The 26,271-nt window shown below is 46.9% G+C and carries 25 protein-coding genes; 22 read left to right on the top strand and 3 right to left on the bottom strand.

All coding sequences use genetic code 11. From position 1 onward, the window contains the following. Positions 1–82 precede the first annotated feature (82 nt). Positions 83–2,923: a ribonuclease E gene (gene rne, locus AWU77_RS18895; protein ID WP_062067254.1), complete on the bottom strand. Its 2,841-nt coding sequence runs from the start codon at positions 2,921–2,923 to the stop codon at positions 83–85. A gap of 847 nt (positions 2,924–3,770) precedes the next feature. Between rne and rluC the strand changes: the two genes are divergently transcribed. Further along, positions 3,771–4,769, top strand: a complete 999-nt coding sequence (rluC, locus tag AWU77_RS18890; RefSeq protein ID WP_062067251.1) for a 23S rRNA pseudouridine(955/2504/2580) synthase RluC — start codon at positions 3,771–3,773, stop codon at positions 4,767–4,769. Positions 4,770–4,782: 13 nt separating this feature from the next. After that, on the top strand, positions 4,783–5,430 hold the full coding sequence (locus AWU77_RS18885; RefSeq protein WP_062067248.1) for an HAD-IA family hydrolase: 648 nt from the start codon (positions 4,783–4,785) through the stop codon (positions 5,428–5,430). On the opposite strand, the gene AWU77_RS18880 is transcribed toward AWU77_RS18885, so the two are convergent. After that, complete coding sequence (locus AWU77_RS18880) at positions 5,397–6,014, bottom strand: nucleoside triphosphate pyrophosphatase (protein ID WP_062067246.1); 618 nt, start codon at positions 6,012–6,014, stop codon at positions 5,397–5,399. The genes AWU77_RS18885 and AWU77_RS18880 overlap by 34 nt on opposite strands. Positions 6,015–6,144: 130 nt before the next feature. Between AWU77_RS18880 and AWU77_RS18875 the strand changes: the two genes are divergently transcribed. The 14 genes from AWU77_RS18875 to AWU77_RS18810 all read left to right on the top strand — a co-directional run bounded on the left by AWU77_RS18875 (position 6,145) and on the right by AWU77_RS18810 (position 18,216). Next, the gene (locus AWU77_RS18875) at positions 6,145–6,678 is read left to right on the top strand and encodes a YceD family protein (protein ID WP_062067244.1); all 534 of its coding nucleotides are present in this window, start codon (positions 6,145–6,147) and stop codon (positions 6,676–6,678) included. 40 nt (positions 6,679–6,718) lie between these two features. After that, positions 6,719–6,901, top strand: a complete 183-nt coding sequence (gene rpmF / locus AWU77_RS18870) for a 50S ribosomal protein L32 (protein ID WP_062067242.1) — start codon at positions 6,719–6,721, stop codon at positions 6,899–6,901. Positions 6,902–6,925: 24 nt separating this feature from the next. Then, the gene (gene plsX, locus AWU77_RS18865) at positions 6,926–7,930 is read left to right on the top strand and encodes a phosphate acyltransferase PlsX (RefSeq protein WP_084618555.1); all 1,005 of its coding nucleotides are present in this window, start codon (positions 6,926–6,928) and stop codon (positions 7,928–7,930) included. Between the two features lie 31 nt (positions 7,931–7,961). Then, a complete protein-coding gene (fabD, locus tag AWU77_RS18860; protein ID WP_062067237.1) occupies positions 7,962–8,903 on the top strand; it encodes an ACP S-malonyltransferase in 942 nt (313 codons plus the stop codon). A gap of 56 nt (positions 8,904–8,959) precedes the next feature. Continuing rightward, on the top strand, positions 8,960–9,703 hold the full coding sequence (gene fabG, locus AWU77_RS18855) for a 3-oxoacyl-ACP reductase FabG (protein WP_062067820.1): 744 nt from the start codon (positions 8,960–8,962) through the stop codon (positions 9,701–9,703). Between the two features lie 193 nt (positions 9,704–9,896). After that, a complete protein-coding gene (gene acpP, locus AWU77_RS18850) occupies positions 9,897–10,133 on the top strand; it encodes an acyl carrier protein (protein WP_007640684.1) in 237 nt (78 codons plus the stop codon). Between the two features lie 189 nt (positions 10,134–10,322). Beyond that, positions 10,323–11,564, top strand: a complete 1,242-nt coding sequence (gene fabF / locus AWU77_RS18845; RefSeq protein ID WP_084618554.1) for a beta-ketoacyl-ACP synthase II — start codon at positions 10,323–10,325, stop codon at positions 11,562–11,564. 72 nt (positions 11,565–11,636) lie between these two features. Further along, positions 11,637–12,509: an aminodeoxychorismate lyase gene (gene pabC / locus AWU77_RS18840; RefSeq protein WP_062067231.1), complete on the top strand. Its 873-nt coding sequence runs from the start codon at positions 11,637–11,639 to the stop codon at positions 12,507–12,509. Between the two features lie 13 nt (positions 12,510–12,522). Continuing rightward, positions 12,523–13,587, top strand: a complete 1,065-nt coding sequence (gene mltG / locus AWU77_RS18835) for an endolytic transglycosylase MltG (RefSeq protein ID WP_202966677.1) — start codon at positions 12,523–12,525, stop codon at positions 13,585–13,587. Between the two features lie 121 nt (positions 13,588–13,708). After that, complete coding sequence (locus tag AWU77_RS18830) at positions 13,709–15,430, top strand: glutamine--tRNA ligase/YqeY domain fusion protein (protein ID WP_062067228.1); 1,722 nt, start codon at positions 13,709–13,711, stop codon at positions 15,428–15,430. Between the two features lies 1 nt (position 15,431). Beyond that, positions 15,432–16,832 (top strand): cysteine--tRNA ligase, encoded by a 1,401-nt coding sequence (gene cysS / locus AWU77_RS18825; RefSeq protein WP_062067224.1) that lies wholly within the window; start codon positions 15,432–15,434, stop codon positions 16,830–16,832. Positions 16,833–16,842: 10 nt separating this feature from the next. Beyond that, complete coding sequence (locus AWU77_RS18820; RefSeq protein ID WP_062067222.1) at positions 16,843–17,043, top strand: hypothetical protein; 201 nt, start codon at positions 16,843–16,845, stop codon at positions 17,041–17,043. A 4-nt stretch (positions 17,044–17,047) separates the two neighbouring features. After that, positions 17,048–17,893 carry a Cof-type HAD-IIB family hydrolase gene (locus tag AWU77_RS18815; protein ID WP_062067219.1) on the top strand — a complete coding sequence of 282 codons (846 nt, stop codon included), beginning with the start codon at positions 17,048–17,050 and terminating at the stop codon, positions 17,891–17,893. Positions 17,894–17,925: 32 nt separating this feature from the next. Beyond that, entirely contained in the window at positions 17,926–18,216 is a 291-nt protein-coding gene (locus AWU77_RS18810) for a hypothetical protein (RefSeq protein WP_062067217.1), read from the top strand. A 19-nt stretch (positions 18,217–18,235) separates the two neighbouring features. Here the strand turns inward: AWU77_RS18810 and AWU77_RS18805 are convergent, their stop codons facing one another. Further along, complete coding sequence (locus tag AWU77_RS18805) at positions 18,236–19,036, bottom strand: inner membrane protein YpjD (protein WP_062067215.1); 801 nt, start codon at positions 19,034–19,036, stop codon at positions 18,236–18,238. A 255-nt stretch (positions 19,037–19,291) separates the two neighbouring features. Here AWU77_RS18805 and ffh point away from each other — a divergent pair, with 255 nt between their 5' ends. From ffh to AWU77_RS18775, 6 genes are all read left to right on the top strand, one after another. Further along, positions 19,292–20,680: a signal recognition particle protein gene (ffh, locus tag AWU77_RS18800; protein ID WP_062067212.1), complete on the top strand. Its 1,389-nt coding sequence runs from the start codon at positions 19,292–19,294 to the stop codon at positions 20,678–20,680. Between the two features lie 81 nt (positions 20,681–20,761). Further along, a complete protein-coding gene (locus AWU77_RS18795; protein ID WP_062067209.1) occupies positions 20,762–21,373 on the top strand; it encodes a DJ-1/PfpI family protein in 612 nt (203 codons plus the stop codon). 162 nt (positions 21,374–21,535) lie between these two features. Next, positions 21,536–22,291 (top strand): phytanoyl-CoA dioxygenase family protein, encoded by a 756-nt coding sequence (locus AWU77_RS18790; RefSeq protein ID WP_062067814.1) that lies wholly within the window; start codon positions 21,536–21,538, stop codon positions 22,289–22,291. A 179-nt stretch (positions 22,292–22,470) separates the two neighbouring features. After that, the gene (locus AWU77_RS18785) at positions 22,471–23,478 is read left to right on the top strand and encodes a glycosyl hydrolase 53 family protein (RefSeq protein WP_062067206.1); all 1,008 of its coding nucleotides are present in this window, start codon (positions 22,471–22,473) and stop codon (positions 23,476–23,478) included. A 183-nt stretch (positions 23,479–23,661) separates the two neighbouring features. Continuing rightward, positions 23,662–25,353, top strand: a complete 1,692-nt coding sequence (locus AWU77_RS18780) for an Hsp70 family protein (protein ID WP_062067203.1) — start codon at positions 23,662–23,664, stop codon at positions 25,351–25,353. After that, complete coding sequence (locus AWU77_RS18775) at positions 25,353–26,237, top strand: J domain-containing protein (RefSeq protein ID WP_062067199.1); 885 nt, start codon at positions 25,353–25,355, stop codon at positions 26,235–26,237. Before AWU77_RS18780 ends, AWU77_RS18775 begins: the two co-directional genes overlap by 1 nt. Positions 26,238–26,271: the final 34 nt, after the last annotated feature.

The following is a 26,271-nucleotide window of genomic DNA, read 5'->3' as shown; positions in this document are numbered from 1 at the left end:
TAATTTTTTAACAACCTTAACTGTTGAGCATAAAAAAGCCGAATTGTTTCCAATTCGGCCATTTTGTTTTTATTGCTCGATTTTACTCGCTGATGTTGTGCTTGTTTCGGCGAGGATCATTTGACGGCCTTGAGAGCGGGCGCGGGTTGTGATCGACGCTAGGTGGCAAGCTGGTGTCCAGCGCGCGCGAAGCGTGCGCTTCAATTGTTTCAGTAATGATGCTCACGTTGCTTACCGGTTTTGGTGCTTTGCGTGGATCATTGCTCGCTCTTGCTGGAGGTGCAAGATTGATCTCAGTTACTATTTTTCTTTCGGGCGTTTCAATTTCCACTTCAGGAGTTGTTGCAGTTGTAGTTGCAGGTGCCTCATTGGTGATTGGTTCAGCAGCTTTGATGATTTCAGGTGTCAAATCTGTTTCGTTGCTGCTACCAAGTGGTTTTTCTGTTTGTACTTCAACTGGCGTCGCAGCTACCTCAATTACTGTTTCGGTATTGTGTATGCTCGTTGCCGTCTCTGTCGACTGCGCTGATGTTTCAGCGCTCGCGATAGGCTCAGGCTTAGTAGCTTGAGCTTGTTGCGCATGTTCGGCTATGGCTGCAGAAATTTGTTGTGCCAATTGGGCTGATTCACTCAGCACTTTGGGTTCATCTGATGCACTTGGTTGCATCGCATTTTTTTCTTCAGCGCTTACTGGCTGCGTCTCATTCTCGCTGCCCTCGTGGCGACTGCGGCGACGTTGTTGTGAGCGAGTGCGGCGTCCAGCAGGGCGCTTGGATGGGCGTTGTTCATCGCTTTCATCCTGCGCTACTGCTTCATTGACGCTGGTGTCAGCTGCCAGTATTGCATGTTCTTCTTTTGGTGCTTGACGACGACTGTTGTCGCGTTCATTGCGCTGATTGCGGTTGCGCTGCTGGCGTGGTTCATCATCACCTGTTTGTACATCGCGCGGTGGCTGTTCGCGTTGTTGATCTCGGTTGTTGCGTGACCGGCGTTGTTCGTTATCGCGTGAGTCGCGTGAAAAACTCTCGCGTTTTTCGCTATCTCTGCCGTCACGCTTATCCAGATCGCGTGAGGGTTTTGTTTCACCAGCTGGGCGATGATCGAGGTTGTCGAGAATTTCGCGATCCTCTTTACGATCTTTGTCGCGGCGATTGTTGCGGCCGTCGCGACGGTTATTGCGGCCGGAGTTGCGGCGACTATCGCGTTTGTGTTCGCGCTTACCTTTAGCTTCTTCGCTCTTTTCACCGCTAAAAATACTGCTTAATGAACCGAGTAGGCGTGACAGCAGGCCGGGCTTCTTGGCTGGCTCAGGTGCTGGTTGGCTTGGGCTGCTTGGTTGAACCAGCGGTTTGGGCAAGTTAATGGGCTTGGCTTTAAAATCTTCTTCGTCAGTCTTGGTTTCGTCAACATGAGCAACGATTTTGTAGCTGGTTTCCAATGTGCCTTCGTCATCATCGCGTAAGCGCTGAACTTCAAAGTGCGGGGTCATTAATTCTGCGCTGGGAACAATGACCACGCGGGTATTGTTGCGCAGTTCAATGCTGGAAATAGTTTTGCGTTTTTCGTTCAGCAGGTATGTGGCCACAGATACTGGGCAGATCGCGCGAATTTCAGCACTGCGCTCTTTTTGTGCTTCGTCTTCAACCAAGCGAAGGATGGAAAGAGCCAAGGAGCGTGTGCCGCGAATGTTGCCAACACCATCGCAGCGCGGGCAGATTTTTGAGTGGGTTTCCCCTAAAGATGGGCGCAAGCGTTGGCGAGACATTTCCATCAGGCCAAAACGGGAGATGCGGCCAATTTGTACGCGCGCTCTGTCCATCATAAGTGCGTCGCGCACACGGTTTTCAACTTCGCGTTGATTGCGTACTGGCTGCATGTCAATAAAATCAATAACAATCAGGCCGCCCATATCGCGCAGGCGCAATTGACGAGCGATTTCATCCGCTGCTTCAAGGTTGGTTTGCAGTGCAGTTTCTTCAATATCGCCGCCTTTGGTGGCGCGTGAAGAGTTGATGTCGATAGCAACCAAGGCCTCGGTTGCATCGATTACAATTGAGCCGCCGGAAGGCAATTTCACTTCGCGTTGGAATGCGGTCTCGATTTGAGACTCGATTTGGTAGCGATTAAATAACGGGATGTCGTCTTTATACAGTTTTACTTTGCTGCGGTAATTCGGCATTACCTGCTGGATAAATCCTGCTGCAAGGTCAAAGGCTTCTTGGTTATCAACGATCACTTCGCCCACGTCTTGGCGTAAGTAATCGCGGATCGCGCGAATAATAACGTTACTTTCCTGGAATAAAAATGCTGGTGCAGGGGAGGTTTTGGCTGCTGTTGCTATGGATTCCCAGAGTTGTAGCAGATAGTTAAGATCCCACTGCAGTTCTTCAGAGCTGCGACCAACGCCGGCGGTGCGGATGATAACGCCCATGCCATTTGGGACTTCAACTTCACCCAGGGCGTCTTTCAGTTCGGCGCGATCTTCACCTTCAATGCGGCGAGAAATTCCGCCTGCTCTCGGGTTGTTGGGCATCAATACAAGGTAGCGGCCAGCAAGACTGATAAAGGTGGTTAGGGCGGCACCTTTGTTGCCGCGCTCTTCTTTATCGATTTGTACAATTACTTCTGTGCCTTCTTTCAGCACATCTTTGATTTTGATGCGGCCATCAGATTCGCCAGAATGTTTGCTGAAGTATTCGCGAGAGATTTCTTTTAATGGAAGGAAGCCGTGACGCTCGGCGCCATAGTCAACAAATGCGGCTTCGAGGCTAGGTTCAACGCGGGTGATACGGCCTTTGTAAATGTTGGATTTTTTCTGTTCGCGATTGCGGTTTTCAATGTCTAGATCGTACAGCCATTGTCCATCGACTAGCGCTACGCGCAACTCTTCTGGTTGAGTTGCATTGATGAGCATTCTTTTCATGTGTTACCTAATTGTTTGTCTGGGAGCGTCTAACTCACGTAACAATCAGGGTTAACACTGTGCTGTTCTGCGCAACCTAGTGGACTAATGCGCTACCCGGTTGATGGTGGGCTCGCATTAGCGGTTGGTGGGGTTTACCTGTTGGCTTGCGCAGTGTGATCGCTTTGCAGCGACTGCAATATCTTGCCTTTAATAACCAGATGGCCCATTTGGCTCATTCATTTATACCGGAGTGTCCGGCATTTCTATTTGTGGTGCTTACTAGTGGTGCTCGGTCAAGGCGGTATTCCATCCTGTTGCGACCGGGTTATGCATTCATTCATCTTGATTGATTGAGTGTCAGTCGTGAAGATAATCGATCTTCAAATCGGCTTCTCAATCAAATGGTTGGTGTTAATGGTTCAACCACAAGATTAAATTTGCAACCTGCAAAATTAGCATCGGATAAGCTGCTGCATCGCATGCGATGCTCTCATCCGGAATTTACAAATAGAGCTTTCTTGAGCTCAACAAAACAAAAACAGTGTTAACAATGAGTGCAACGTTGGTTGACGCAATTGTTAGGGTAGTTGCAGAGCGCAGCTCAGCTTCTACCGTTGTCAGTTTCATCAAGAGCGGGAGCTTTATACATTCATTGTGTATTGAAGCTGGCGCTCTTGCTGTCAGCGGTATTTCCTAATGATGCGCCTGTCTTTTGCGCGCGACCCGGAAACCAGCCTGTATCAGCCGTCTGAATATAGCAGCTCTCTAGATATGCGGCAATTAAATCAGTGATTTACCTGTCTTTTTGGTGATGCTTAGGTTGTGACGGGTGTGGTAGTTCAGCAGTATCGAGTATCATGGCGCCATGAAAATACTCTCTGAAAAAACTGCACAAACTACGGGTGACTCATCGCTTGTTCAGGTGACGATTCTCTCTATCGACGCGGATCAAGCTGGCCAGCGGCTCGATAACTTTCTGATTGCGCGCCTCAAAGGTGTTCCCAAATCGAAAATTTATAACGTTATTCGCAAGGGCGAAGTGCGCGTCAATAAAGGAAGGATTAAACCGGAGTATAAACTGGTGGAGGGGGATTCTGTGCGGGTTCCGCCCATTAGAACGGCGGAGGCGGGTACAGAGGCGAAAGCGAGCCATCAAATGATGTCGTTGCTGGCTAAGTCGATCTTATTTGAAGATGATGGTCTGTTGGTGATCAATAAGCCTCCGGGTCTTGCTGTGCATGGTGGCAGTGGCATCACTCTTGGTCTGATTGAAACTTTGCGTCAGGTGCGCCCCGAAGCGCGCCATTTGGAGTTGGTTCATCGGCTTGATCGCGACACTTCCGGCTGCATTATGGTGGCTAAAAAGCGCAGTTATTTGCGGCATTTACAGGCTGCTTTGCGTGAAAAGTCGGCTGGAGCGGGCGGCATTACCAAGGTCTATCAAGCCTTGGTTGTTGGGGATTGGCCAAGGCGGATTCATCAGGTTAATGCACCTTTATTAAAAACAGAGGTGGCTGGCGGTGAGCGAGTGGTGCGGGTTCATCCAGAAGGTAAGCCAAGTTTGACTGAGTTTAAGGTGTTGCAGCGCTTTGATGGTTTCAGCTTGATTGAGGCGCGCCCTATCACTGGTCGAACGCATCAAATTCGTGTGCATGCCCAATATGCGGGTTGCTGCCTTGTTGGCGATGAAAAATACGGCAACGATGAGATTAATGCGGTGATGCGCGAGAAGGGTGTTAAGCGATTGTTTCTACATGCCTCTGCGCTTTCTTTTTATTTACCGGAATCTGAAGAGCTTACGCATGTTGAAGCTCCGCTGCTCCCCGATCTATCAATTCCGTTAGGTAAGCTGTCTGCTATTTAGTTGGAGTGTGTAATTGCTGTTTATTTTTGATTGGGATGGCACCCTGAGCGACTCAAAAGCCAAGATCACCACAGCCATGCAGCTTGCTGCGCAAGATATAGGCTGGAGCCCGTTAGAGGACTATCTTATCCACAACATTATTGGCTTGGGTTTGCCGGAGGCTATCCATCAGTTGTATCCCGATACGGATTTGTCTGGTCGTCAATGTTTGCGAGATGCTTATGCGAGCCGTTTTTTATCGCTAGATGAGACTCGCCCCTCTGATTTTTTCCCGGGTGTGATCGATACTTTAGATCGCCTAAAGGCAAATGGGCATGCGTTAACTATTGCTACCGGCAAGAGCCGTAAAGGCTTGGATCGTATATTGAGTGTTTTGGGTGTGGCTGATTTTTTTCACGCGACTCGCTGTGCGGATGAAACCGCATCCAAGCCGGATCCATTAATGTTAGAAGAGTTGCTAAATGAATTTGGTGTTGCTCCGGATCAGGCAGTAATGATCGGTGATACCGAATACGATATGGAGATGGCGCGGCGAATCAATATGCCGCGAATTGCGGTGAGTTATGGTGCCCATCACGTTGATCGCCTGTATTCTTACCAGCCTGAATTATGTTTGGATCAATTCGATCAGCTGCTTTCATGGGAAAAGCTGGTGGGTTGATCCAGTGGGTCTACCTCTTCATTGATCAGCATTCGAGTGAGTGCAATCAGTGGTAGACCTATTAGTGTATTGGGGTCATCTCCCTCAAATTTTTCGAATAGACAAATACCCAACCCTTCCGATTTAAAACTGCCTGCGCAGTCATAGGGTTGCTCGCGCTGCAAATAGTTCTCTATTTGTGTGTCTGTGAACTGGCGAAATTTGACCTTGTAGGTTTCAGCGCTAAGTTGAATGCGATTGGTTGCTGAATTCAATAAACATAACCCTGTTATAAATGTGACCTCGCGCTGGCGAAAACTCGCGAGCTGGGAAAAGGCTGCTGCATGGGTGTGTGGTTTGCCAATGATTTGGTTGTCGATTGTTGCGACTTGGTCGGAGCCGATAATTAGGTGGTTGGGGTAGGTGTTTGCAAGATGGCGAGCCTTGCTCTCGGCTAGTCTGAGTGCAAGTGCGGTGGGGCTCTCGTTTGATCTGTGGCTTTCATCTATGTTTGGGCTATCCCAATTAAAGGTCAGTCCCAGTTTTTGTAGTAATTCGCGGCGATAAGATGAGCTTGAAGCGAGTAATATTTTGGGTTTTTTCATAAAAGAGTCGCGCTTTTTGGGTGGGTGAACGCTAAATAGGGTGGTGATTTTACTCCTAAGCCACTAAATAGCGCTATTTGGCGAGTTTTTCTTTGACACTCTGGGGTGATATCCCTATTATGGCGCGCTTATGTTTAAGACCCCTTCTAATAAAGTTCTGCCTCGGCAGGGTGACCCCCGAAAATTCGCTCAACACGGCGTTGTTTTAGAGGGTTGCATTGCTACTTCTGATTTGCCTCGCATTGCTGAGGTAGCAGAAAATTCAGGTGGAGAAGTTCAGGTAAGGCTTGAATTTAAGATTAGTGAGGAAAAGAAAAAGGTTGTTGTTGGAACTGCAAGTGCTGACCTGTTGTTAATATGTCAACGCTGTTTAGAGCCAGTAACTGTACCTGTTGAAAGTAACATCTCGCTCGGTATTGTGTGGGACGAAGAGGGGGCAAATAAATTGCCACCGCACTTTGAGCCCTGGATTTCGGGAGAGGGAATGGCAGATCTTTACGATATGATCGAAGAAGAGCTGCTGTTAAGTTTACCTGCGGTTGCTTATCACGAAGAGCTTTGCATCGACAGCAAACTCTATTCAAGTGGTAAGCCAGTCGAGGTAAAAAAAGAGAGAAACCCATTTCAGGTGTTGGAACAACTAAAGAGCTCGCCGAAATCCTGAGGCGCCTCGGTTCCAATGAGTAAGTAAATAGGAGTAAATCATGGCAGTTCAACAAAACAAAAAATCTCGTTCCAAGCGTGACATGCGTCGTTCACACGATGCCCTGACTGGCCCAACCTTGTCAGTTGACGCTACTAGCGGTGAGAAGCACATCCGTCACCATGTGACTGCTGATGGTTTCTATCGCGGTCGTAAAGTGATTGATAAAGGCAGTGACGAGTAATTTTTTACTCAAGAACACTGAACCTTGTCGGCAAGAATTCGAATAGCGGTTGACGCTATGAGCGGGGACTTAGGTCCCCGCGTTGCTATTTCAGCCTCGCAAAAATTTGTAACTCAATTTCCAGATGTGGATTTGCTGCTGGTCGGCAATGAACCCCAGCTTCTTTCTCTGCTCCCTCCAGTTAAAAAATTACATGAGCGAATTACTCTTGTGCATGCTTCCGATGTGGTGAGTATGCATGATGATCCTCTGTTTGCACTGCGCCATAAAAAAGGCTCATCTATGTGGATGGCGCTGGATCTGTTGCGTAATGATTCGGCTGATGCATGCGTTAGCGCTGGTAATACGGGCGCATTGTTGGCTATAGCAAAACATCTAATCAAAACCTTCTCTGCGATTGATCGCCCGGCCATATGTAAATCTATGCCTGTTGATGCTGGCGCAACTTACTTGCTGGATTTGGGTGCTAATATCAATTGCGCTCCAGAACATCTTCATCAATTTGCATTGATGGGCAGTGTCCTTGCGAGTGCTTCAGCTGAAATGGCCCCGCGTGTTGCGCTATTAAATATAGGTACCGAGCAACAAAAAGGAACTGATATTTTAAAGGCTGCGCAGTTGCTTCTGCAGAGTGATGAGCGAATTAACTATGCCGGTTTTGTTGAGGCGAACAACATATTTACTGGTGCTGCCGATGTGATTGTGTGCGACGGCTTTCATGGCAATATTGCATTGAAAGCCAGCGAAGGCGTTGCGCGATTTATTGCAAATAGAATTGCAAAACTTATAAAGAAAAATGTATTAAATCGGGTGTTGTGTCTACTGTTGTTGCCTTTACTGAAGCGTTTGCAGCATGAGTTAGATCCGTCGTTATATAATGGCGCCAGTTTTCTTGGGCTGCAAAAAACAGTCATCAAAAGCCATGGCAGTGCCGATGAAAAAGCGTTTATGCATGCATTGATGGTGGCGCGTGAGCAGGTGATTCAACAGGTGCCACTGCGAATTCAGCAGGCATTGTCACAACATTAAATTTTCGTAAAAAGAGAAGTGTTTATTCATTATGACTAGTCAACATCTTGCTTTTGTATTTCCGGGTCAGGGTTCGCAAAAAATTGGCATGTTAGCCGAGTTGGCGACTGAGTTTCCGATTGTAGAGAAAACCTTTGCTGAAGCGTCTGAGGTTTTGGGTTACGATTTGTGGGCACTGGTGCAAGCTGGTGCGCAAGACGAAATTAATTTAACTGAGCGTACCCAGCCGTTATTGTTGGCTGCAAGTGTTGCGGTATGGCGTGCATGGCAGGAAAAAAATGGCGCGCAGCCTGCGCTTATGGCAGGGCATAGTCTTGGCGAGTGGTCTGCGTTAGTGTGCGCGGGCGTAGTTGCATTTAAGGACGCTGTGAAGTTGGTACAACAGCGCGGAAAGTTTATGCAAGAGGCTGTTCCTGCTGGGCAGGGTGCCATGGCGGCGATTATTGGCCTTGATGATGCGTTAATTCTAGACGCATGTAAAAGAGCAGAGCAGGGCGAAGTGGTTGCGGCGGTTAATTTTAACTCTCCCGGGCAGGTTGTTATTGCGGGTACTGCAGCAGCAGTTGAGCGTGCTAGTGCGTTATGTAAAGAAGCTGGGGCGAAGCGTGCTTTGCCTTTGCCGGTAAGTGCGCCTTTTCATACGGAGTTGATGCGTCCGGCAGCAGAGCGTTTGGCGGAGCAAATCACAGCGACTGTTTTTTCTTTTCCTAAAACTCCTGTGGTGCACAATGTGACTGCAGAAGTGGAATCCAACCCAGAAAAAATTAAAGCCTTAATGATTGAGCAAATTTACAGCCCAGTTCGCTGGGTTGAGTGCGTTAATACTATGGCGAAAGCTGGAATTACTACTACGATCGAGTGTGGTCCAGGCAAAGTACTTTCGGGTTTGAATAAGCGCATTAATGCGGAATTGGTTGTGATGTCGGTTGAGAAACCAGAAGAATTACAGGCTGCGTTAACGAGCTTGGCATAACGAATTTTGTTTTTTAGTTTTCTACTAGTTAGTTTTTTATAAGGGAAAGATCAATGATGAACCTTAACGATAAAGTGGCATTGGTTACTGGTGCTAGTCGCGGTATTGGTGCAGCTATTGCCGAGCAATTGGGTAAGGCGGGCGCGATTGTTATCGGTACGGCAACAAGTACCGCAGGTGCGGAAAAAATTTCGACACGCTTTGCTGAGCTGGGTATTCGTGGAGCCGGCAAAGTTTTAAACGTGACTGATGCGGATTCGGTTGTCGCTTTGTTAAAAGATGTTGGCGATGAGTTCGGTGCTCCGGCAATTTTGGTAAACAATGCGGGCATCACTAAAGATAATTTATTGATGCGTATGAGCGATGAAGAGTGGTTTGATGTTATCAATACTAATCTGAGTGCTATTTACCGTTTGAGCAAGGGTGTGTTGCGCGGCATGATGAAAGCCCGTTGGGGCCGCATCATCAATATCAGCTCTGTTGTGGGTGCTATGGGTAATCCAGGGCAATCCAACTATGCTGCGACCAAGGCCGGTGTTGCTGGTTTTGCGCGCTCGCTGGCTGCAGAAGTAGGCTCGCGCAATATTACCGTTAACACGGTTGCGCCGGGTTTTATTGACACTGACATGACCAAGGTTTTGCCAGAAGAGCAAAAACAACAGTTGTTATCCCGCATACCTTTAGGGCGTCTCGGTGCACCCGAAGAGATTGCGTCGGTTGTGGTTTTCCTTGCCAGTGATGCGGGTGCTTACATTAGCGGGGAGACAATTCACGTCAATGGCGGGATGTATATGGCGTAATTTTTAAGATATAACTCATTGATTTTTATGGGTTATGTTCTAAAAGTTAAAGAATTTTGCCTGTTGGCATTACAACATCCTGAAAATCGATGTAAAATGCGCGACGATTTTGACCGGAACGCTTGGCCCAGCTAATTTTAGCTTGAACCGTCAGGTGTTTCGAACATATAACCACTAGGAGTTACATAACATCATGAGTAGCATTGAAGAACGCGTAAAAAAGATCGTTGCTGAGCAACTGGGTGTGAAAGAAGACGAAGTTAAAAATGAAGCTTCTTTCGTCGAAGATCTGGGCGCTGATTCTTTGGATACCGTAGAGTTGGTAATGGCTCTCGAAGAAGAATTCGAAACTGAGATTCCGGATGAAGAAGCCGAGAAAATCACCACTGTTCAATTAGCTATCGATTACATTAATGCCAACTTGGCATAATTCGCCTGCTTGTTGTGATTTGACTGGCAGCTGATACCTGTTTTTGAAAAGCCGTATTATTGCAAAATAGTACGGCTTTTTCTTTTGCCGTAAGGCAGGTTTAATTGTACTTTCCGATTTCTTACGAATCACCAAGGTGATTGGGCGTTTTGATTGCGCTTAATTGTCTTTCGCAGGAGAACCGCAATCGTGTCGCGTAAAAGAGTTGTAGTTACTGGTCTTGGTATGATCAGTTCACTGGGTAATACCGTTGCAGATACTTGGCATGGCATTGTCAATGGAAAAAGTGGTGTGGCAACAATTACCCACTTTGATGCATCGGCTTTTACCACGCAATTTAGTGCGTCGGTGAAAGGTTTGGTGGTGGATGATTATTTCCCCGGCAAAGAAGCGCGCAAAATGGATCCGTTTATCCAGTACGGAATGGTTGCTGGCATTCAAGCGATTCGCGATTCCGGGCTGGAAATTACGGAGCAAAATGCAGGGCGAATTGGCGTCTCGATTGGTTCAGGTATCGGTGGTATTGGAACCATTGAAGAGGGATCCTCGACACTTGAACATAAAGGGCCGCGTCGTATCTCCCCATTTTTCGTACCCAGTGCCATTATTAATATGATTTCGGGCAACTTGTCGATCATGTTTGGTTTGCGCGGCCCGAATATTGCCATTACCACCGCTTGTACCACAGGTACGCACAGTATTGGTTTTGCTGCACGTATGATCCAGTACGGTGATGCCGATGTGATGGTAGCTGGTGGAGCCGAGATGGCCACTACACCATTAGGCTTGGGCGGTTTTGCGGCCGCGCGTGCGCTATCAACCCGCAATGATAATCCGCAAGCAGCGAGCCGCCCTTGGGATAAAGATCGCGATGGCTTTGTGTTGGGTGATGGTGCCGGTGTATTGGTGCTGGAAGAATACGAACACGCCAAAAAGCGCGGTGCAAAAATTTACGCTGAACTGATTGGTTTTGGTATGAGCGGTGATGCCTATCACATGACTTCTCCGCCGGAAGATGGTTCAGGTGCTGCGGCATCCATGCGCAATGCAATTTTGGATGCAGGTATATCCCCAGAATTGATTCACTACATTAACGCTCACGGAACGTCTACGCCAGCTGGCGATAAGGCTGAGTGTGAGGCGGTTAAATCGGTTATGGGTGCGGCTGCAGCGCAGGTTGCCGTAAGCTCAACTAAATCCATGATCGGCCACTTGCTGGGTGCTGCGGGCGCCGTTGAGGCAATCTTCAGCGTGCTGTCTATTCGCGATCAAGTGGCGCCGCCCACCATCAATTTGGATAACCCAGAAGAGTCTTGCGCCGATCTCAATCTGGTGCCACACACAGCGCAAGAGCGAAAAATTGAAGCGGTACTGTCTAACTCCTTTGGTTTTGGCGGCACTAACGGCTCTTTGGTTTTCCGTAAGCTCTAAATACTGTTTATTTTGAGTTAAAAATGACGCCGGACTGGAGACAGTCCGGCGTTTTTGTATAGACTCCCGTTTATGCCAATCAATTTCCCTCTTATCAGTGTCAACGGTGTTCTGGGTGCGACCATCTCGCCGCTGGATCGCGGCTTCGCTTATGGCGACGGCGTATTTGAAACCTGCCGTTATACCAATGGCTCTATCCCCCTCTGGCAGTGTCATCGCGAGCGTTTGATGCGCAGTGCCGCGCGACTAAAAATTCCGCTCAACGAACATTTATTAAATCAATATCTCGCGTCCATGATGGTGCAGCTAAGTGATGCGAATGTTTCATCGGCTGTAGTAAAAATCACTTTAACTCGCGGTATTGGTGGGCGCGGATATCGGTTACTAGATCAGATAGAGCCTACTTATTGTGTTGGTGTTTTTTCTGGCAGTGAGCTGCAAACTGAACAGTATCGCAACGGCGTTAATGTACGTATTTGCGATTTACGTTTAGCGCAAGCACCGGCGCTGGCGGGAATGAAGCATTTAAATCGGCTGGAGCATATTTTGGCGCGTGCAGAGTGGCGCGATGAATTTGCTGAAGGGCTGCTACTTGATACACAGGGCAGAGTGATTGAAGCAACGGTTAGCAATCTGTTCGCAGTAAAAAATAATCAGCTGTATACACCGGATCTATCTGCTGCAGGTGTGGCAGGCATTATGCGCCAAACAATTCTTGAAAAATTGGCACCCGCATTGGGCTTGGTTTGTCATGTTGTGGATATGGATTTGAATTTTTTGCGTGCAGCCGATGAAATGTTTCTGTGTAATAGTGTCTATGGTATTTGGCCGGTAAACACCTTGGTTGATGAGCGTCAAAGCACTGTTGTAAACCAACAAAGCTATACTGACGATCAAATCACCCGAGCATTACAGCAACAGCTCGCGCGCTTAATGGGCGAATAACAACGAATTTATTATGAGTAAAAAATCCTCTTTGATGCTGAAGTTATTTGCCCTAGTGGCAGGTATTTTTTTTGCTGCAAGTTTGGCTGTTTTGGCGCTATGGTTTTACGTGCAAAATTGGTTGGATACGCCGTTGCAAATCGATGAATCGGGCTATACCTATGAGCTAAAACAAGGTCAATCTTTAGGGTTTTTGGCGAATGATTTGGGCAGTGCGGGAATATTGCATCACCCGCGTCTACTGCGGCTTTATGCGCGTTTTAACAATGCAAATAAAGTGCATGCAGGGGAGTATTTTTTTGCGCAGGGCACAACGCCTAAAAGTTTGTTACAAAAGCTTATGAAAGGCGATGTAATTTTGTATCAGGTCACTTTTGTTGAAGGTTGGACGTTGAAGCAGGCGCTGACTGCTTTGGAAAAAATGGATGCTATTGATCATCAGCTTTCGGGCAAATCTAGCGCAGAGCAATTGGCTTTATTGGCGCTACCCATAAAAGAACTGGAGGGTTGGATTTTCCCGGATACCTATAGTTTTAGTCGTAATACTTCAGATGTAGAAATCCTACAAAACGCCTATCACAAAATGCAGGCATTGTTAGCTGCGGAGTGGGAAAAGCGTGCCCCTAATCTACCTTACAAAACACCCTATGAAGCCTTGATTATGGCTTCAATCGTCGAGCGCGAAACGGGGCATCACAGTGAGCGAGATCAGATTGCGGGCGTGTTTGTGCGTCGTTTGCAGCAGGGTATGAAATTACAGACTGATCCGACAGTCATTTATGGCATGGGTAATAACTACAAAGGGCGCATTACGCGCAAAAACCTTCAGGAGGCAACCGCTTATAACACCTATGTTATAGAAGGGCTGCCTCCTACACCTATATCTCTTCCCAGTGCTGCGTCGATTAAGGCTGCGCTCAATCCGGCATCGGGCAAAGCGCTTTATTTCGTCGCCAAGGGCGATGGCACCAGCGAGTTCTCCGACAGTCTTGAGATGCACAATCAAGCGGTCAGGCGCTATCAATTAAATCGGCGCAGCGATTATCGTGCCGCACCACCGCCAGCATCGGGTAATTGAGTGTTTTTTGCTCGCTGCGCATTCTTTTTCTCGGTATGAAAAGCGATCTCGACTCAGTACAATAGCGCCATTATCAAGTTCACCCCAGATTTACGATCACACCTAACGGATTTTTTATCCCATGAGCGACAATCATTCAGCGATGAGTGCTGCCGATACTGGCAGCACTGAAGTAAAAACCAAACCTTTGCATTTTATTCAACAGATTATCCGCAAAGATCTGGAGCAAGGGCTGCATAAAAAAATCGTTACCCGTTTTCCACCGGAACCTAATGGCTATTTGCACATTGGTCATGCGAAATCTATCTGTTTGAATTTTGGCATGGCAGATGAGTTTGGTGGCGCATGTAACTTGCGTTTTGACGATACCAACCCCGAAAAAGAAAACGAAGAATTCGTTAATGCCATTAAACAAGATGTGGAGTGGTTAGGGTTTAAGTGGGATGGCGCAGTGCGTTACACCTCCGATTATTTTGATCAGCTGCATGCTTGGGCGATTGATTTGATTAATAAGGGCTTGGCATTTGTCTGTGATTTAAATGCAGAGCAAATGCGTGAATATCGTGGCACTTTGGTCGAGCCGGGTAAAAATAGCCCCTTTCGTGAGCGCAGTGTGGAAGAAAATCTTGCGCTGTTTGAAAAAATGCGCGCGGGTGAATTTGAAGAGGGCGCGTGCTCTCTGCGTGCAAAAATTGATATGTCATCGCCCAATATTAATTTGCGCGATCCGATTATCTACCGCATTAAAAAAGCCCACCATCATCAAACCGGTGACAAATGGTGCATTTATCCTTCTTACGATTTTGCTCACGGTCAAAGTGATGCGATTGAAGGTATCACTCACTCGATTTGTACGCTGGAATTTGAAGATCACAAACCACTATACGATTGGTTTATTCAAAACCTGCCAGTGCCCGCAATTCCGCGCCAATATGAATTTGCGCGTTTAAATATTAATTATTCGGTAACCAGCAAACGCAAACTTAAACAACTTGTGGACGAGCACCATGTTGATGGGTGGAATGATCCGCGTATGCCCACCATTTCCGGTATGCGCCGCCGCGGGTTTACTCCAGCGGCGCTGCGCGAATTTTGTGAGCGCATTGGTGTGACCCGTTCAGATGGCATCGTCGATGTGGGTGTGCTGGAATTTTGTGTGCGCGATGATCTGGATAAAAACGCACCGCGCGCCATGTGTGTGTTAAAACCTTTGAAGGTGACGCTCACTAATTGTCCGGCCGATCAAGTGGAAACTTTAACGGTTCATAATCATCCCAATCGTGCTGATTTGGGTGATCGCACTTTGCCGTTTACACAAACAGTATTTATCGAACAAGAAGATTTCCGTGAAGAAGCGAATAAAAAATATAAGCGTTTGGTGACCGGCAAGCGTGTGCGTTTGCGCGGTGCTTATGTGATCGAAGCGGATGAAGCGATTAAAGATGCTGCGGGCAATATTATTGAAGTGCGTGCACGTATTATTGAGGGCACCTTGGGTAAAGATCCTGCAGATGGAGTGAAACCCAAGGGGGTTATTCACTGGGTTTCGGCTACACAGAATCTCGATTGTGAAGTGCGTTTGTATAACCGTTTATTTATCGATGAAGCGCCTGATGCAGGCGGTAAAAACTTCCTCGATTGTATCAATCCCGACAGCTTGGAGGTTCTACAAGGTTGTAAGGCGGAGCTTAGTTTGGCGACTGCTTCGGTTGGGAATAGCTATCAATTTGAACGGCAGGGTTACTTCTGCTTGGATAGCAAATACAGCACAACCGAAAAACCGGTTTTCAATCGCACCATTAGTTTAAAAGACAGCTTCGGCAAAACGGAAGATCAGGAATAACATGCTGCAGATATACAACACACTCACACGTCAAAAAGAAATTTTTAAACCGATTAATCCGGGCAAGATTTCTATGTATGTCTGCGGTATTACCGTGTATGACTATTGCCATATTGGGCATGCGCGTGTATTAGTTGCGTTTGATGTCATTACCAAATTTTTGCGTAGTCAGAATTGGGATGTGAGTTATGTGCGCAATATTACCGATATCGACGATAAAATTATCAAGCGCGCAAATGAAAATGGCGAGGAGTTTGATGCGCTGACCAAACGCTTTATCGATTATATGCATGAAGATGAAGCTCGTTTGGGAATTTCCCGCCCGGACATTGAGCCGCGCGCAACAGCTTATATCGATCAAATCGTGGATATGAACAAAACCTTGATTGATAAAGGTTTTGCTTATGCAGCAACCAATGGCGATGTTTATTACCGTGTTACGCGCTTTGCCGATTACGGCAAACTTACCAATAAAAATGTAGATGAATTATTGGTCGGTGCTCGCATCGAAGTTGACGAAGTAAAAGAAGATCCGCGTGATTTTGTATTGTGGAAAGCCGCCAAAACAGGTGAGCCTGCATGGAAATCCCCCTGGGGTAATGGTCGCCCTGGCTGGCATATTGAATGTTCAGCGATGAGCAAAAATTGCTGCGGTGAAACCTTTGATATTCATGGCGGCGGCCCTGATTTACCATTCCCACATCATGAAAATGAAATCGCACAGAGCGAGGCAGCAAATGGTTGCAAGTACGTAAACTATTGGATGCATGCAGGTGCGGTACGAGTTGATGGCGAAAAAATGTCGAAATCGCTCGGCAATTTTTTCACTATTCGTGATGTGTTGGAGAAATATCACCCAGAAGTGGTGCGCTTTTTATTGATCAGCAGCCACTATCGCAGCCCGATTAATTATGCGGAAGATAATTTGATTGAGGCGCGCAGCGGCCTTGAGCGTTTTTACGGTGGTTTGCGTGATTATGCCGATGTTGCACCCTTGCCATTAAGTGAAATGCAGTCCAGCGCCTATTATTTGGCTTTTGTTGAAGCCATGAATGATGACTTTAATACGCGCGTGGCATTAGCAGGCATGTTTGATTTGGTGCGCGAATTAAATAATGCAAAAAGTAACCCTGAGCTGGCGAGAAATCTTGCTGGTCAGTTAAAAGCGTTAGGGCTAATTCTGGGCGTGTTACAAGAAGGTCCGGAAGTGTTTTTGCAGGCAGGTGGTTCAGATCAAATTGCAGCTGAAACGGTTGAGCAGTTAATTGCCGAGCGCATTCAAGCTAAACAAGACAAACAATATGCCCGTGCAGATGAAATTCGCAAAGAATTACTCGCTGCCGGTGTGGTGCTGGAAGACTCGCGTGATGGCACTACCCAATGGCGTCGCGAGTCGACCTGAGTGAGTGATCATGAAAGTAGAATTATTTAATCAATACGCACTTTATTGGGCGGGCGGGTTTTTAGTTGTCTATGTGTTGGCGCAATTACTGGTGAGCAAACATTCTCGCTTTCAGTTTTTATCGGCTATTCAAAAAAGTTTGCTGGTAAAATTGATCGCGATTAGCGCGTTTGCGTTGACTTATGTATTTGTGCAAGTAGTGGCTGGCTAGGGGCATGCAACGCTCTGCAGGTTTACGAGCTGCGGCAGCTGATATCCGGCTGGCATTTTTTGATATTGATGGCACGCTGCTCGATTCTCGCGGCCAAATTCATCCTCAGCTTTATTCTGCAATTGCGCATCTCAAATCAAAAGGAATTAAAACAGCGATTGCCTCGGGGCGCCCTTATTTTGCCGCGCGTTTTTTAGTGGATGAATTGGGAATTAGTGATGCCGGTATGTTTTATACCGGCGCGCATTTATTTGATCCTCGTTCGCAACAGACGCTACTGGATGTGCCGCTGCCAAGTGCAGATGCTTTGGCGGTAGTGCAGGCTGCACAGCGCCTCGATTTGTATGCGGAAGTCTACACTCCAACTGGTTTTTATTTGGCGCAACACACGGAAATTAGCCGAGTGCATGCAGCGCATTTGCGGGTGAATCCTGAATTGAGCGATTTAACATCGGTAGTGATGCACAATAATGTGTCCAAATTATTGGTGGGTGTAAATCGTGTCGCCCAGGGCGATAAGATTTCGCTCTTGGAACAGCAGTTTCCACAATTGATTTTTGCGCGTGCTTATTTAGCGGCTTATCCAGACTGGCAATTCGCCAGTGTTATCGCCGGCGCTGCAACCAAACAGCGAGCATTTGATTTTTTGCTGAATCACCATCAACTGGCGGCGCATCAGGTAATTGCGTTTGGTGATGCGGAATCGGATATGGATTTCTTACAAATGGCCGGTATAGGTGTGGCTATGGGTAATGCCAATGAAAATGTGAAAGCAGTTGCCGATTGGGTGACTAAATCGGCGGATGAAGCGGGTGTTGCTTATGCGCTAGAGCAATTGTGCTTGGCATAGGTTTTATTGAGGCATTAATTTCGAGGCATTGAATGATTCTTCGCAAACTACTTAAAAGTCGCGGCCTTGGACTGAATCTTATCGCCGGTGCCTGTTTTATTTTACTGCTGGTGAATGGTTGGGGGTTGAGTTGGCAAGAGCTGGGCGGGTATTTGCTGGCGCTTGTGGTGTTGCTCGGTGGTTTGATCGGTGTGGCAGCATTATGCGGTTGGATATTGCATAAATTGAGAGTGCGTAGCGAGATGCCAATTGATCGTTTCAATAAACAAGCGGCGGCAAATGAAAGTGAAATAACGGAAGCAGAATCAAAAGAGCAAAAGTAAGTCCGTTTGCATTTACTTTTTATGTGCGATTCAAAATAATTTCAAGTACGAGCTTGCTACCAAAATAGGCGAGCATCAAACAGATAAAACCCGCTAGTGCCCAGCGAATTGCTTTGTTGCCGCGCCAACCCATTTGGTGGCGCCCCCACAACAGCAGGGCATAAATAAACCAGGCAATTAAAGCAAACACAGTTTTGTGTACCAAGTGTTGCGCGAACATATCTTCCAAGAAATAAAACCCTGACATAATCGCCAGTGTCAGTAATATTTCTCCAACCCAGAGTAATTCAAATAAAAGCGATTCCATTGTCTGCAAAGGCGGCAAAAGGCGTGCATTTGCAATACGGCTTTTGTTTTTGAGTGCGTGGTTTTGGTAAGCCAAGATCAAGGCTTGCAAACTGGCAATGGTGAGTAGACTGTAGGCAAGTATCGAGAGAATAACGTGTGCAGCAATGGTGTAGCTAAGTGAGTGTTGCCACTCGGGATTGGTTGCGCTGATGGATGCGATAACCGAAATCGCCGACAGTGGGAATAATAATAAGAATAAATTGTGTAATTCTTTTTTCAGGCTGCTAACTAATACAATCGCGTTGATGACCCAAAAAATGAGCGACGAGGCAGAGAATAAGCTGAAGTTCAAGCTGCTGCCATCCATGCTAATACCATAAACACCTATGCCATGTACAAGCAGTCCCAGTGCGGCAGTGCCGAGTATTTGTGAAGGTTGGAAGGATTTTTGGCGCGCAAATTGGCTGCCAAAATAAATAGCAGCAGTGGTGTAAATAAAAATGGCAATTAGGTTGGCGCTTAGGGTCATCATGCTGATAGGGCTGGTCCGTAGGTGTTTTCATGGGCTAAACCAAGGCCGCAAGTGTGTCACAAGGTACCCTTAAAGAGAAGGGTAGATGAGAAGTATCCTTATTAACAAGATTATGGTTTCAGAGGGATTCTGCGGGAGATTGCACCCTTTGCACCGGCTTTGGGGGTATAATTGCCGCCACTTTTTATGGGCTGACCTTGGAGTAATCCATCGTGGTTGGCCCGCCGCGAATCAACCGTTTGTTTGAGACAGGCTATGTTTGAGAATCTAACCGACCGTTTATCCCACACGCTGCGCAGTATTACCGGTAAGGCGCGCCTCAGTGAAGACAATATTAAAGATGCGTTGCGCGATGTGCGTAAAGCATTGCTGGAAGCGGATGTGGCGCTGCCAGTTGTTAAAGCCTTTATCGATCAGGTGCGCAGCCGTGCCTTGGGTCAACAAATTAGCAAGGCGCTGAATCCTGGCCAGCAATTTATCAAGATTGTTGAAGCAGAATTGATTGCCACCATGGGGCAGGCGAATGAATCGCTGAACCTGGCGCAGCAGCCACCGGCCATAGTATTAATGGCCGGTCTGCAAGGTGCGGGTAAAACAACGTCGGTGGCTAAACTTGCGCGTTTTTTAAAAGAGCGTGAAAAGAAAAAAGTATTGGTCGTCAGTGCGGACGTTTATCGTCCGGCTGCTATTCAGCAGTTGCAAACATTGGCGGCGGAAGTGGGCGTTGAGTGTTACCCATCAACCGGTGAGCAAAAACCACTCGATATTGCACGTAATGCTATCGACCATGCCAGAAAACAATTTTTTGATGTGTTGATTGTCGATACCGCTGGCCGTTTGCATATCGATCAAGATTTGATGACCGAAATCAAGGATATTCACGCGGCGATCAACCCGATTGAAACCTTGTTTGTGATCGATGCCATGATCGGTCAGGATGCGGTCAATACCGCTAAAGCGTTTAACGATGCACTGCCATTAACCGGTGTCATTCTCACCAAAGCCGACGGCGATGCGCGCGGCGGTGCGGCACTTTCTGTGCGTCATATTACGGGTAAACCCATCAAGTTTTTGGGCATGGGCGAGAAAGTGGATGCACTTGAGCCTTTCCATCCTGATCGTATTGCCTCGCGCATTTTGGGTATGGGTGATGTGCTCTCGCTGATCGAGCAGGTTGAGCGCACCGTCGATAAAGAAAAAGCAGAAAAACTGATCAAGAAAGTAACCAAAGGTCAAAAATTTGATTTGGAAGATTTGCGCGATCAGTTACTGCAAATGCAAAACATGGGCGGTTTAACCTCCATGCTGGATAAGTTGCCCGGCCTTGGCAATGTGGCGCAAATGGCGCAGAGCGCCAACATGGGCAAACAATTTAAAACCATGGAAGCCATTATTAATTCCATGACTCCAGAAGAGCGTCGCAACCCGGATGACCTGAGTGGTTCGCGCAAGCGTCGTATCACCGCAGGTTCAGGCACCCAAATACAAGACCTTAATCGTTTGTTAAAGCAACACAAACAAATGGCAAAAATGATGGGCAAAATGAAAGGCGGCGGCATGCAAAAAATGATGCGTGGTATCGGTGGTATGATGCCGGGCGGGATGCCTCCTGGCGGCGCGTTACCACCAGGCTTTCGTAAATAAGCTTGCCATTCGTTAATAAAAAACCCGCAAATTTGCGGGTTTTTTATTGCCTGAGCGTTTTCATTTTTCAAGGAGATTGCGATGACAATTAATGTAGGTATTTTTCTATTTTCCGAAGTGGAAGTGTTGGATTTCGCCGGCCCCTATGAGGTGTTTGCTATAGCCGCTCGTGTTGCCGCGCGCCTGCATTCTGAATCACCGAAGGCGTTTTCAGTATTTTCAATCGCTGAAACTGTGGCTCCGGTTACAGCAAGGGCCGGGCTAAAGTTTGTACCTGATTTCACCTTTGCTCAGCACCCTACAGTCGATGTTTTAATTATCCCAGGTGGTGTTGTGAATGCTGAAATGGAAAAATTATCGGTCATCGATTGGATTAAACACACTGCAGCCTCAGCAAAAATTACTGCTTCTGTCTGTACAGGAGCTTTTTTGTTGGCGAAATCTACTGTGATCACCTCGCAAAAAGTAACCACTCATTGGGAAGATATTGCTGGCCTCCAAACTGCATTTCCCTCGCTCGATGTATTGAATAATGTGCGCTGGGTTGATGAAGGCACAGTGGTAACATCAGCAGGAATTTCAGCGGGCATCGATATGAGTTTACATTTGGTTTCGCGTACTGCCGGAATGCCTTTGGCTGAAGCTACCGCACGGCAGATGGAGTTTGAGTGGACTCAAAAGAGTAGGCAATAAGACAAATATGTTCTTCGCGACTGGATTAATGTGCTGAAAAATGCATTTTGTTTGGAGTATTAAACTAGTGGGTATCGATAGGTACTTAACTTGCCCTGCTATATAATCCGCCCGCGCTGTAAGGGCATATTTAGTGGTTACATTCTTGAGTTAGTTATTGCGATGCTTAAATCTGAACAAATACGCGAGTTCAAAGAAAAGGGTTATCTGGTGTTGCCCGGTTTCTCCGGTGAATCATTTTGTGAAAGTGTTGTGGCTTTGGCAAAAAGTGAACTGCAACGGCAAGCCATGCCGATTGAATTTGAGGCGGATACCCAATACCCCGGCGCGCCGCTATCGCGTACTGCTGAGGGCGGTGCAACGGCGCGGCGGTTGTTGATGGCATCGCAGCGCCATCCGATACTGCTTGATTGGGCGACCGCTGATCCCCTCAAGGGAATCCTGCATCAGTTACTTGGCACTGATGTTTTGTTGTCCCAAGCGCATCACAATTGCATCATGACCAAGCAGCCAGCTTTTTCGAGCGTAACGGGTTGGCACCGCGATAGCCGCTATTGGAATTTTGCGCGTCCCGATCTAATTTCAGCCTGGTTGGCGCTGGGCGATGAGCAAAAAGAAAATGGTTGTCTTTTGGTTTTGCCTGGTTCCCATCACTGGGCAATTGCGGCAGATCAGCTAGATGAGCGTCAATTTTTACGTGCCGATCTCGCTAAAAATACTTCATTGCTTGATCAGACAACGCCAGTGCCATTAAAACAGGGCGATCTATTGTTATTTCACAGTAATTTATTTCACGCCGCGGGGCGCAACATTACCGATAAGACTAAATTCTCCATGGTATTTACCTATCGTAGCGGCGATAACCCACCAAAACCCAATTCCCGTTCAACCTCACAGGCTGAAATTCCACTTCTCTAAGGCTATTGCCTTATTTCTGGTCGGTCCCCTTCATCATCTCATTTTAAGCTCTCTTGCATTAAATTAATATATATAATATAAATAAGATGTGAGATGCAGTTCTCTCGCATGGTGGCTATCTCCGCATGTGTTGAGCGGGATAGTTGAGAAAACGCTTAATAACAATAATGGTGAATATCATGAAACTAACGAAATGGGCGTTATCCGCCTGCATTGCGACAGCATTAACATTTCCCGTCGCCTCCAGTTTTGCTGCACCTTTAAAAGGAGCCGATGTTAGCTGGATGTCGGAAATTGAAGCCAATGGCATTAGCTTCTATAACCGCAGCGGTGTTAAGAAAGATATTTTGGCGATTATGAAAGAGCAGGGCATGACTGCGGTGCGTTTGCGTGTATGGGTTAACCCTGCCGATGGCTGGTATAGCGGCACGCAAGATGTGGTCGCTAAAGCCAAGCGTGCCAAGGCGGCGGGCATGAAAGTAATGATTGATTTTCACTACAGCGATAGCTGGGCCGACCCAGGTCAGCAAACCAAACCCGCTGCGTGGAAAAACTATACCTTTCAACAATTGATGGATGCGGTGTGGAATTCAACGATTTATACATTACAAGCTGTAAAAGATGCTGGCGTTACCGTGGACTGGGTTCAAGTCGGAAATGAAACCAACAACGGCATGTTATGGGGTGACGGAAAAGCATCGGTCAACATGAAAAATTATGCCTGGCTCACCACGACGGGTTACAACGCCGCTAAATCTATTTACCCCAGCAGCAAAGTCGTTGTGCATCTTGCCAATTGCCATGACAGCGCCAATTTCCGCTGGATTTTTGATGGGCTGAAAGCAAATGGCGGAAAATTTGATGTTATTGGCGCATCGTCTTATCCCACTAACGCATCGGGTTACACCTGGCAAAATGCAAACACCGCTTGTTTAAATAATTTGAACGATATGGTCGCGCGCTACGCTGTGCCGGTAATGATTTCTGAAATCGGTGTGCCTTGGGATAACTCCCAAGCGCAAACTATCGTAAAAGATATGATCACCAAACTAGGGCAAGTGAACGGTGGTAAAGGCTTGGCGATTTTCTACTGGGAGCCAGAGGCCCGCCCGGGTTGGAAAGGTTATACCCTGGGCGCTATGGATAACAACGGTAAAGCGACTGCAGTGTGGGACGCGTTTAAGTAAATCCCAATAGCGTAACTATCTTTAATCATCAAAAACGAAAACCGCGCAGAACTTCTCTGTGCGGTTTTTTTATTCTGGTTGTTTTAGGCTTACTGCACGCTAAATTTAACTGATAATATTCTTGTCCTTTCATGATGCAGGCTGTGCTGCGTAACAAAAAATGGATACAGGAAAGATAAGAATATGACAGTAATAGGAATTGATCTGGGAACTACCAATAGTGCCTGCGGATATTGGACTGAGGATGGCCCCAAGTTGATACCCAACCGGCTCGGTGAGTTGTTGACGCCGTCGGTTGTAGGGCTGGATGAAGCGGGAGCAGTGATTGTAGGCAAGGCAGCAAAAGAACGTTTAATTGATCACAGTGGTTCTACCGTCGCAGCTTTCAAACGCTTGATGGGCTCTGATCATAAAATTATGTTGAATAAAAAACTCTTTAGTGCCCCTGAATTATCAGCTTTGGTGTTGCGTTCATTGAAAGAGGACGCCGAAGCATTTTTGGGGGAGCCAGTGACTGAAGCTGTCATTAGTGTCCCTGCGTATTTTGATGATAATCAGCGCCATGCAACCAAACTTGCGGGGGAGCTTGCTGGGTTGAAAGTTGATCGTTTGATTAATGAGCCTACCGCAGCTGCTATTGCGTATGGTTTGCATCAAAAGCAAGAAGGTACATTTCTGATTCTGGATATGGGTGGTGGCACTTTTGATGTTTCTATCCTTGAGTTTTTTGATGGTGTAATGGAAGTGCATGCTAGCGCCGGCGATAACTTTCTTGGTGGTGAAGATTTTGTTGAAGCGATGGTAGATGCACTGCTTAACGAATTGCAGATAGAAAAATCCTCGTTGGATGTGCGTTTATTGCAAACACTTTATATGCAAATGGAGTCTGCGAAGCGCCGTGTTAGTCAAATGGATACACAAGAGATCTTACTGGATTTTGGTGGCGAAAAAATTCGCTGGTCGCTAACACGCGATTGGTTTTCACGTGTCGCAACGCCACTTATTTTACGCAGCAAAAGGCCCATCGAAAGAGCGATGAGCGATGCAAATTTATCGCCAGCACAAATTGACGATATCGTACTGGTTGGCGGTTCAACACGTCTTGCGTTATTTCGCTCGACCGTGGGGCGTATATTCGGACGTCTACCGTCAACTCATATCGACCCGGATACTGTAGTCGCCTTGGGGGCAGCCGTGCAGGCGGCGTTGCTGTCAAAAAATTCCGCGTTGGATGATATGGTGCTTACCGATGTTTGCCCTTACACCTTGGGTACTGGTGTGGTTAATGAGGATAGCCCCCAGCAAGGTCTGTATTTTTTGCCAATCATTGAGCGCAACTCTACCGTCCCCGTCAGTGTGGTGCGCAGGCTTGCTACTGCGGCGGACAATCAGACTGAGCTACAACTGGAAATTTATCAGGGTGAAAACCGGTTGGTGAAAAAGAATATTTTTCTTGGCCAGCTAAATATAAAAATTCCTAAAGCACCACGAGGTAAAGAGGAGATTGATGTTCGCTACACCTACGACATGAACGGTTTGCTGGAAGTGGATGTGACTGTAGTGTCTCAAAATAAAACCTATTCAAAACTCATTCAGCGTAACCCCGGCGTTATGTCGGAAAAAGAAAAAGAGGCATCATTGAAAAAAATGGCAGCGCTAAAATTTCATCCGCGAGAGAGTGAAGTAAATCGCGCGCTTATTGCAAAAGGTGAGCGTCTGTATGAGGCAAGCCTGGGCGATAAGCGGGAGAAAATTGCTGCGATTCTAAGTCAGTTTGATGCCATTTTAGATCGGCAGAACGTTAATGAAATAAAAAAAGCACAGTTACAAGTTAAAGAGTTATTGGAAAGCTTGGATAGCGAGGACTGGTTATAATGAGCCCTTGGGAAACACTTGGATTATCTGCGACTATAGACGTAAGAGAAATTAAGCGTGCTTATGCCAAAAGATTAAAACTTACCAAGCCGGACGAAAAACCGGCAGAGTTTCAGTTATTGCATGAGGCTTACAGAAGTGCCTTGTATCATGCTGCTAACTCAGATGTTTGTGATGCGGAGGTAAGTGAAGAGGGGGAAAAAGATCATACAGAAGATGCCGTGGATTCATCTCGGTTGCTTGTTGCTGAATCAGTTCAATCACCTGAAGGTTCTGCGCCGCCATCGATTGGCGTAAATCAATTTGTGGAGTCTGATTCGCATGAAAAGGATTTAAACGAAGCGGCTGAGATGCGGCGCAAAGAATATGAGGAGCTTATCGCGCGGGTGGAGTCGCTTTTAGGTGGCAAGGTGTTAAGAGAGGATTTGAAACAGTGGCATTTTATCTCTGCTAGTCCTTACATACTCGAAGATCATTTTAACTGGCATCTTGGCAAGCAGATTTTTAAGATGTGTGCTGAGTACGAGCAGCAGCGCGTGCGAGGCTCAGGCGGTAGATATCGCTATAAAAGTCTGCCATATGGGCTAGCGCATTATTTTGATCAATTGTTTGCTTGGCGAGAGAATGCATATTATTTGGAAAGTGAATTTGGCGAAGGATTGTGCCGCGCTCTACTGACAAGAATCGATGAGCCCTTAGTGCTTCAGTCACCTTTGCAGGGGTTGCGCGGTGGAGTTTTGGTTCGCGGTCACGGAACAGCATCGGCCCGCCCAACTGAAACCAAAGTGCGTGATTATAGGGGGCTGGTTGTAAGTCTATTACAGGCTGCTTTTTTTATGTTAGCAATATTAAATGCACTGCGTCACTGCTCATCTAATTTTTAATGTTTTTATCTAAAACTACGTAAAATAATACTGG

This window comes from Cellvibrio sp. OA-2007, assembly GCF_000953825.1.
GTDB lineage: Bacteria > Pseudomonadota > Gammaproteobacteria > Pseudomonadales > Cellvibrionaceae > Cellvibrio.
This window is presented reverse-complemented; position numbering and strand designations above follow the sequence as displayed.

What these genes read in the sequence shown, in the direction of transcription:
- rne (WP_062067254.1), bottom strand. Translation starts at nt 2,923, where the DNA reads ATGAAAAGAATGCTCATCAATGCAACTCAACCAGAAGAGTTGCGCGTA.
- rluC (WP_062067251.1), top strand. Translation starts at nt 3,771, where the DNA reads ATGAAAATACTCTCTGAAAAAACTGCACAAACTACGGGTGACTCATCG.
- AWU77_RS18880 (WP_062067246.1), bottom strand. Translation starts at nt 6,014, where the DNA reads ATGAAAAAACCCAAAATATTACTCGCTTCAAGCTCATCTTATCGCCGC.
- AWU77_RS18875 (WP_062067244.1), top strand. Translation starts at nt 6,145, where the DNA reads ATGTTTAAGACCCCTTCTAATAAAGTTCTGCCTCGGCAGGGTGACCCC.
- rpmF (WP_062067242.1), top strand. Translation starts at nt 6,719, where the DNA reads ATGGCAGTTCAACAAAACAAAAAATCTCGTTCCAAGCGTGACATGCGT.
- fabD (WP_062067237.1), top strand. Translation starts at nt 7,962, where the DNA reads ATGACTAGTCAACATCTTGCTTTTGTATTTCCGGGTCAGGGTTCGCAA.
- fabG (WP_062067820.1), top strand. Translation starts at nt 8,960, where the DNA reads ATGAACCTTAACGATAAAGTGGCATTGGTTACTGGTGCTAGTCGCGGT.
- acpP (WP_007640684.1), top strand. Translation starts at nt 9,897, where the DNA reads ATGAGTAGCATTGAAGAACGCGTAAAAAAGATCGTTGCTGAGCAACTG.
- pabC (WP_062067231.1), top strand. Translation starts at nt 11,637, where the DNA reads ATGCCAATCAATTTCCCTCTTATCAGTGTCAACGGTGTTCTGGGTGCG.
- mltG (WP_202966677.1), top strand. Translation starts at nt 12,523, where the DNA reads ATGAGTAAAAAATCCTCTTTGATGCTGAAGTTATTTGCCCTAGTGGCA.
- AWU77_RS18830 (WP_062067228.1), top strand. Translation starts at nt 13,709, where the DNA reads ATGAGCGACAATCATTCAGCGATGAGTGCTGCCGATACTGGCAGCACT.
- cysS (WP_062067224.1), top strand. Translation starts at nt 15,432, where the DNA reads ATGCTGCAGATATACAACACACTCACACGTCAAAAAGAAATTTTTAAA.
- AWU77_RS18820 (WP_062067222.1), top strand. Translation starts at nt 16,843, where the DNA reads ATGAAAGTAGAATTATTTAATCAATACGCACTTTATTGGGCGGGCGGG.
- AWU77_RS18815 (WP_062067219.1), top strand. Translation starts at nt 17,048, where the DNA reads ATGCAACGCTCTGCAGGTTTACGAGCTGCGGCAGCTGATATCCGGCTG.
- AWU77_RS18810 (WP_062067217.1), top strand. Translation starts at nt 17,926, where the DNA reads ATGATTCTTCGCAAACTACTTAAAAGTCGCGGCCTTGGACTGAATCTT.
- AWU77_RS18805 (WP_062067215.1), bottom strand. Translation starts at nt 19,036, where the DNA reads ATGATGACCCTAAGCGCCAACCTAATTGCCATTTTTATTTACACCACT.
- ffh (WP_062067212.1), top strand. Translation starts at nt 19,292, where the DNA reads ATGTTTGAGAATCTAACCGACCGTTTATCCCACACGCTGCGCAGTATT.
- AWU77_RS18795 (WP_062067209.1), top strand. Translation starts at nt 20,762, where the DNA reads ATGACAATTAATGTAGGTATTTTTCTATTTTCCGAAGTGGAAGTGTTG.
- AWU77_RS18790 (WP_062067814.1), top strand. Translation starts at nt 21,536, where the DNA reads ATGCTTAAATCTGAACAAATACGCGAGTTCAAAGAAAAGGGTTATCTG.
- AWU77_RS18785 (WP_062067206.1), top strand. Translation starts at nt 22,471, where the DNA reads ATGAAACTAACGAAATGGGCGTTATCCGCCTGCATTGCGACAGCATTA.
- AWU77_RS18780 (WP_062067203.1), top strand. Translation starts at nt 23,662, where the DNA reads ATGACAGTAATAGGAATTGATCTGGGAACTACCAATAGTGCCTGCGGA.
- AWU77_RS18775 (WP_062067199.1), top strand. Translation starts at nt 25,353, where the DNA reads ATGAGCCCTTGGGAAACACTTGGATTATCTGCGACTATAGACGTAAGA.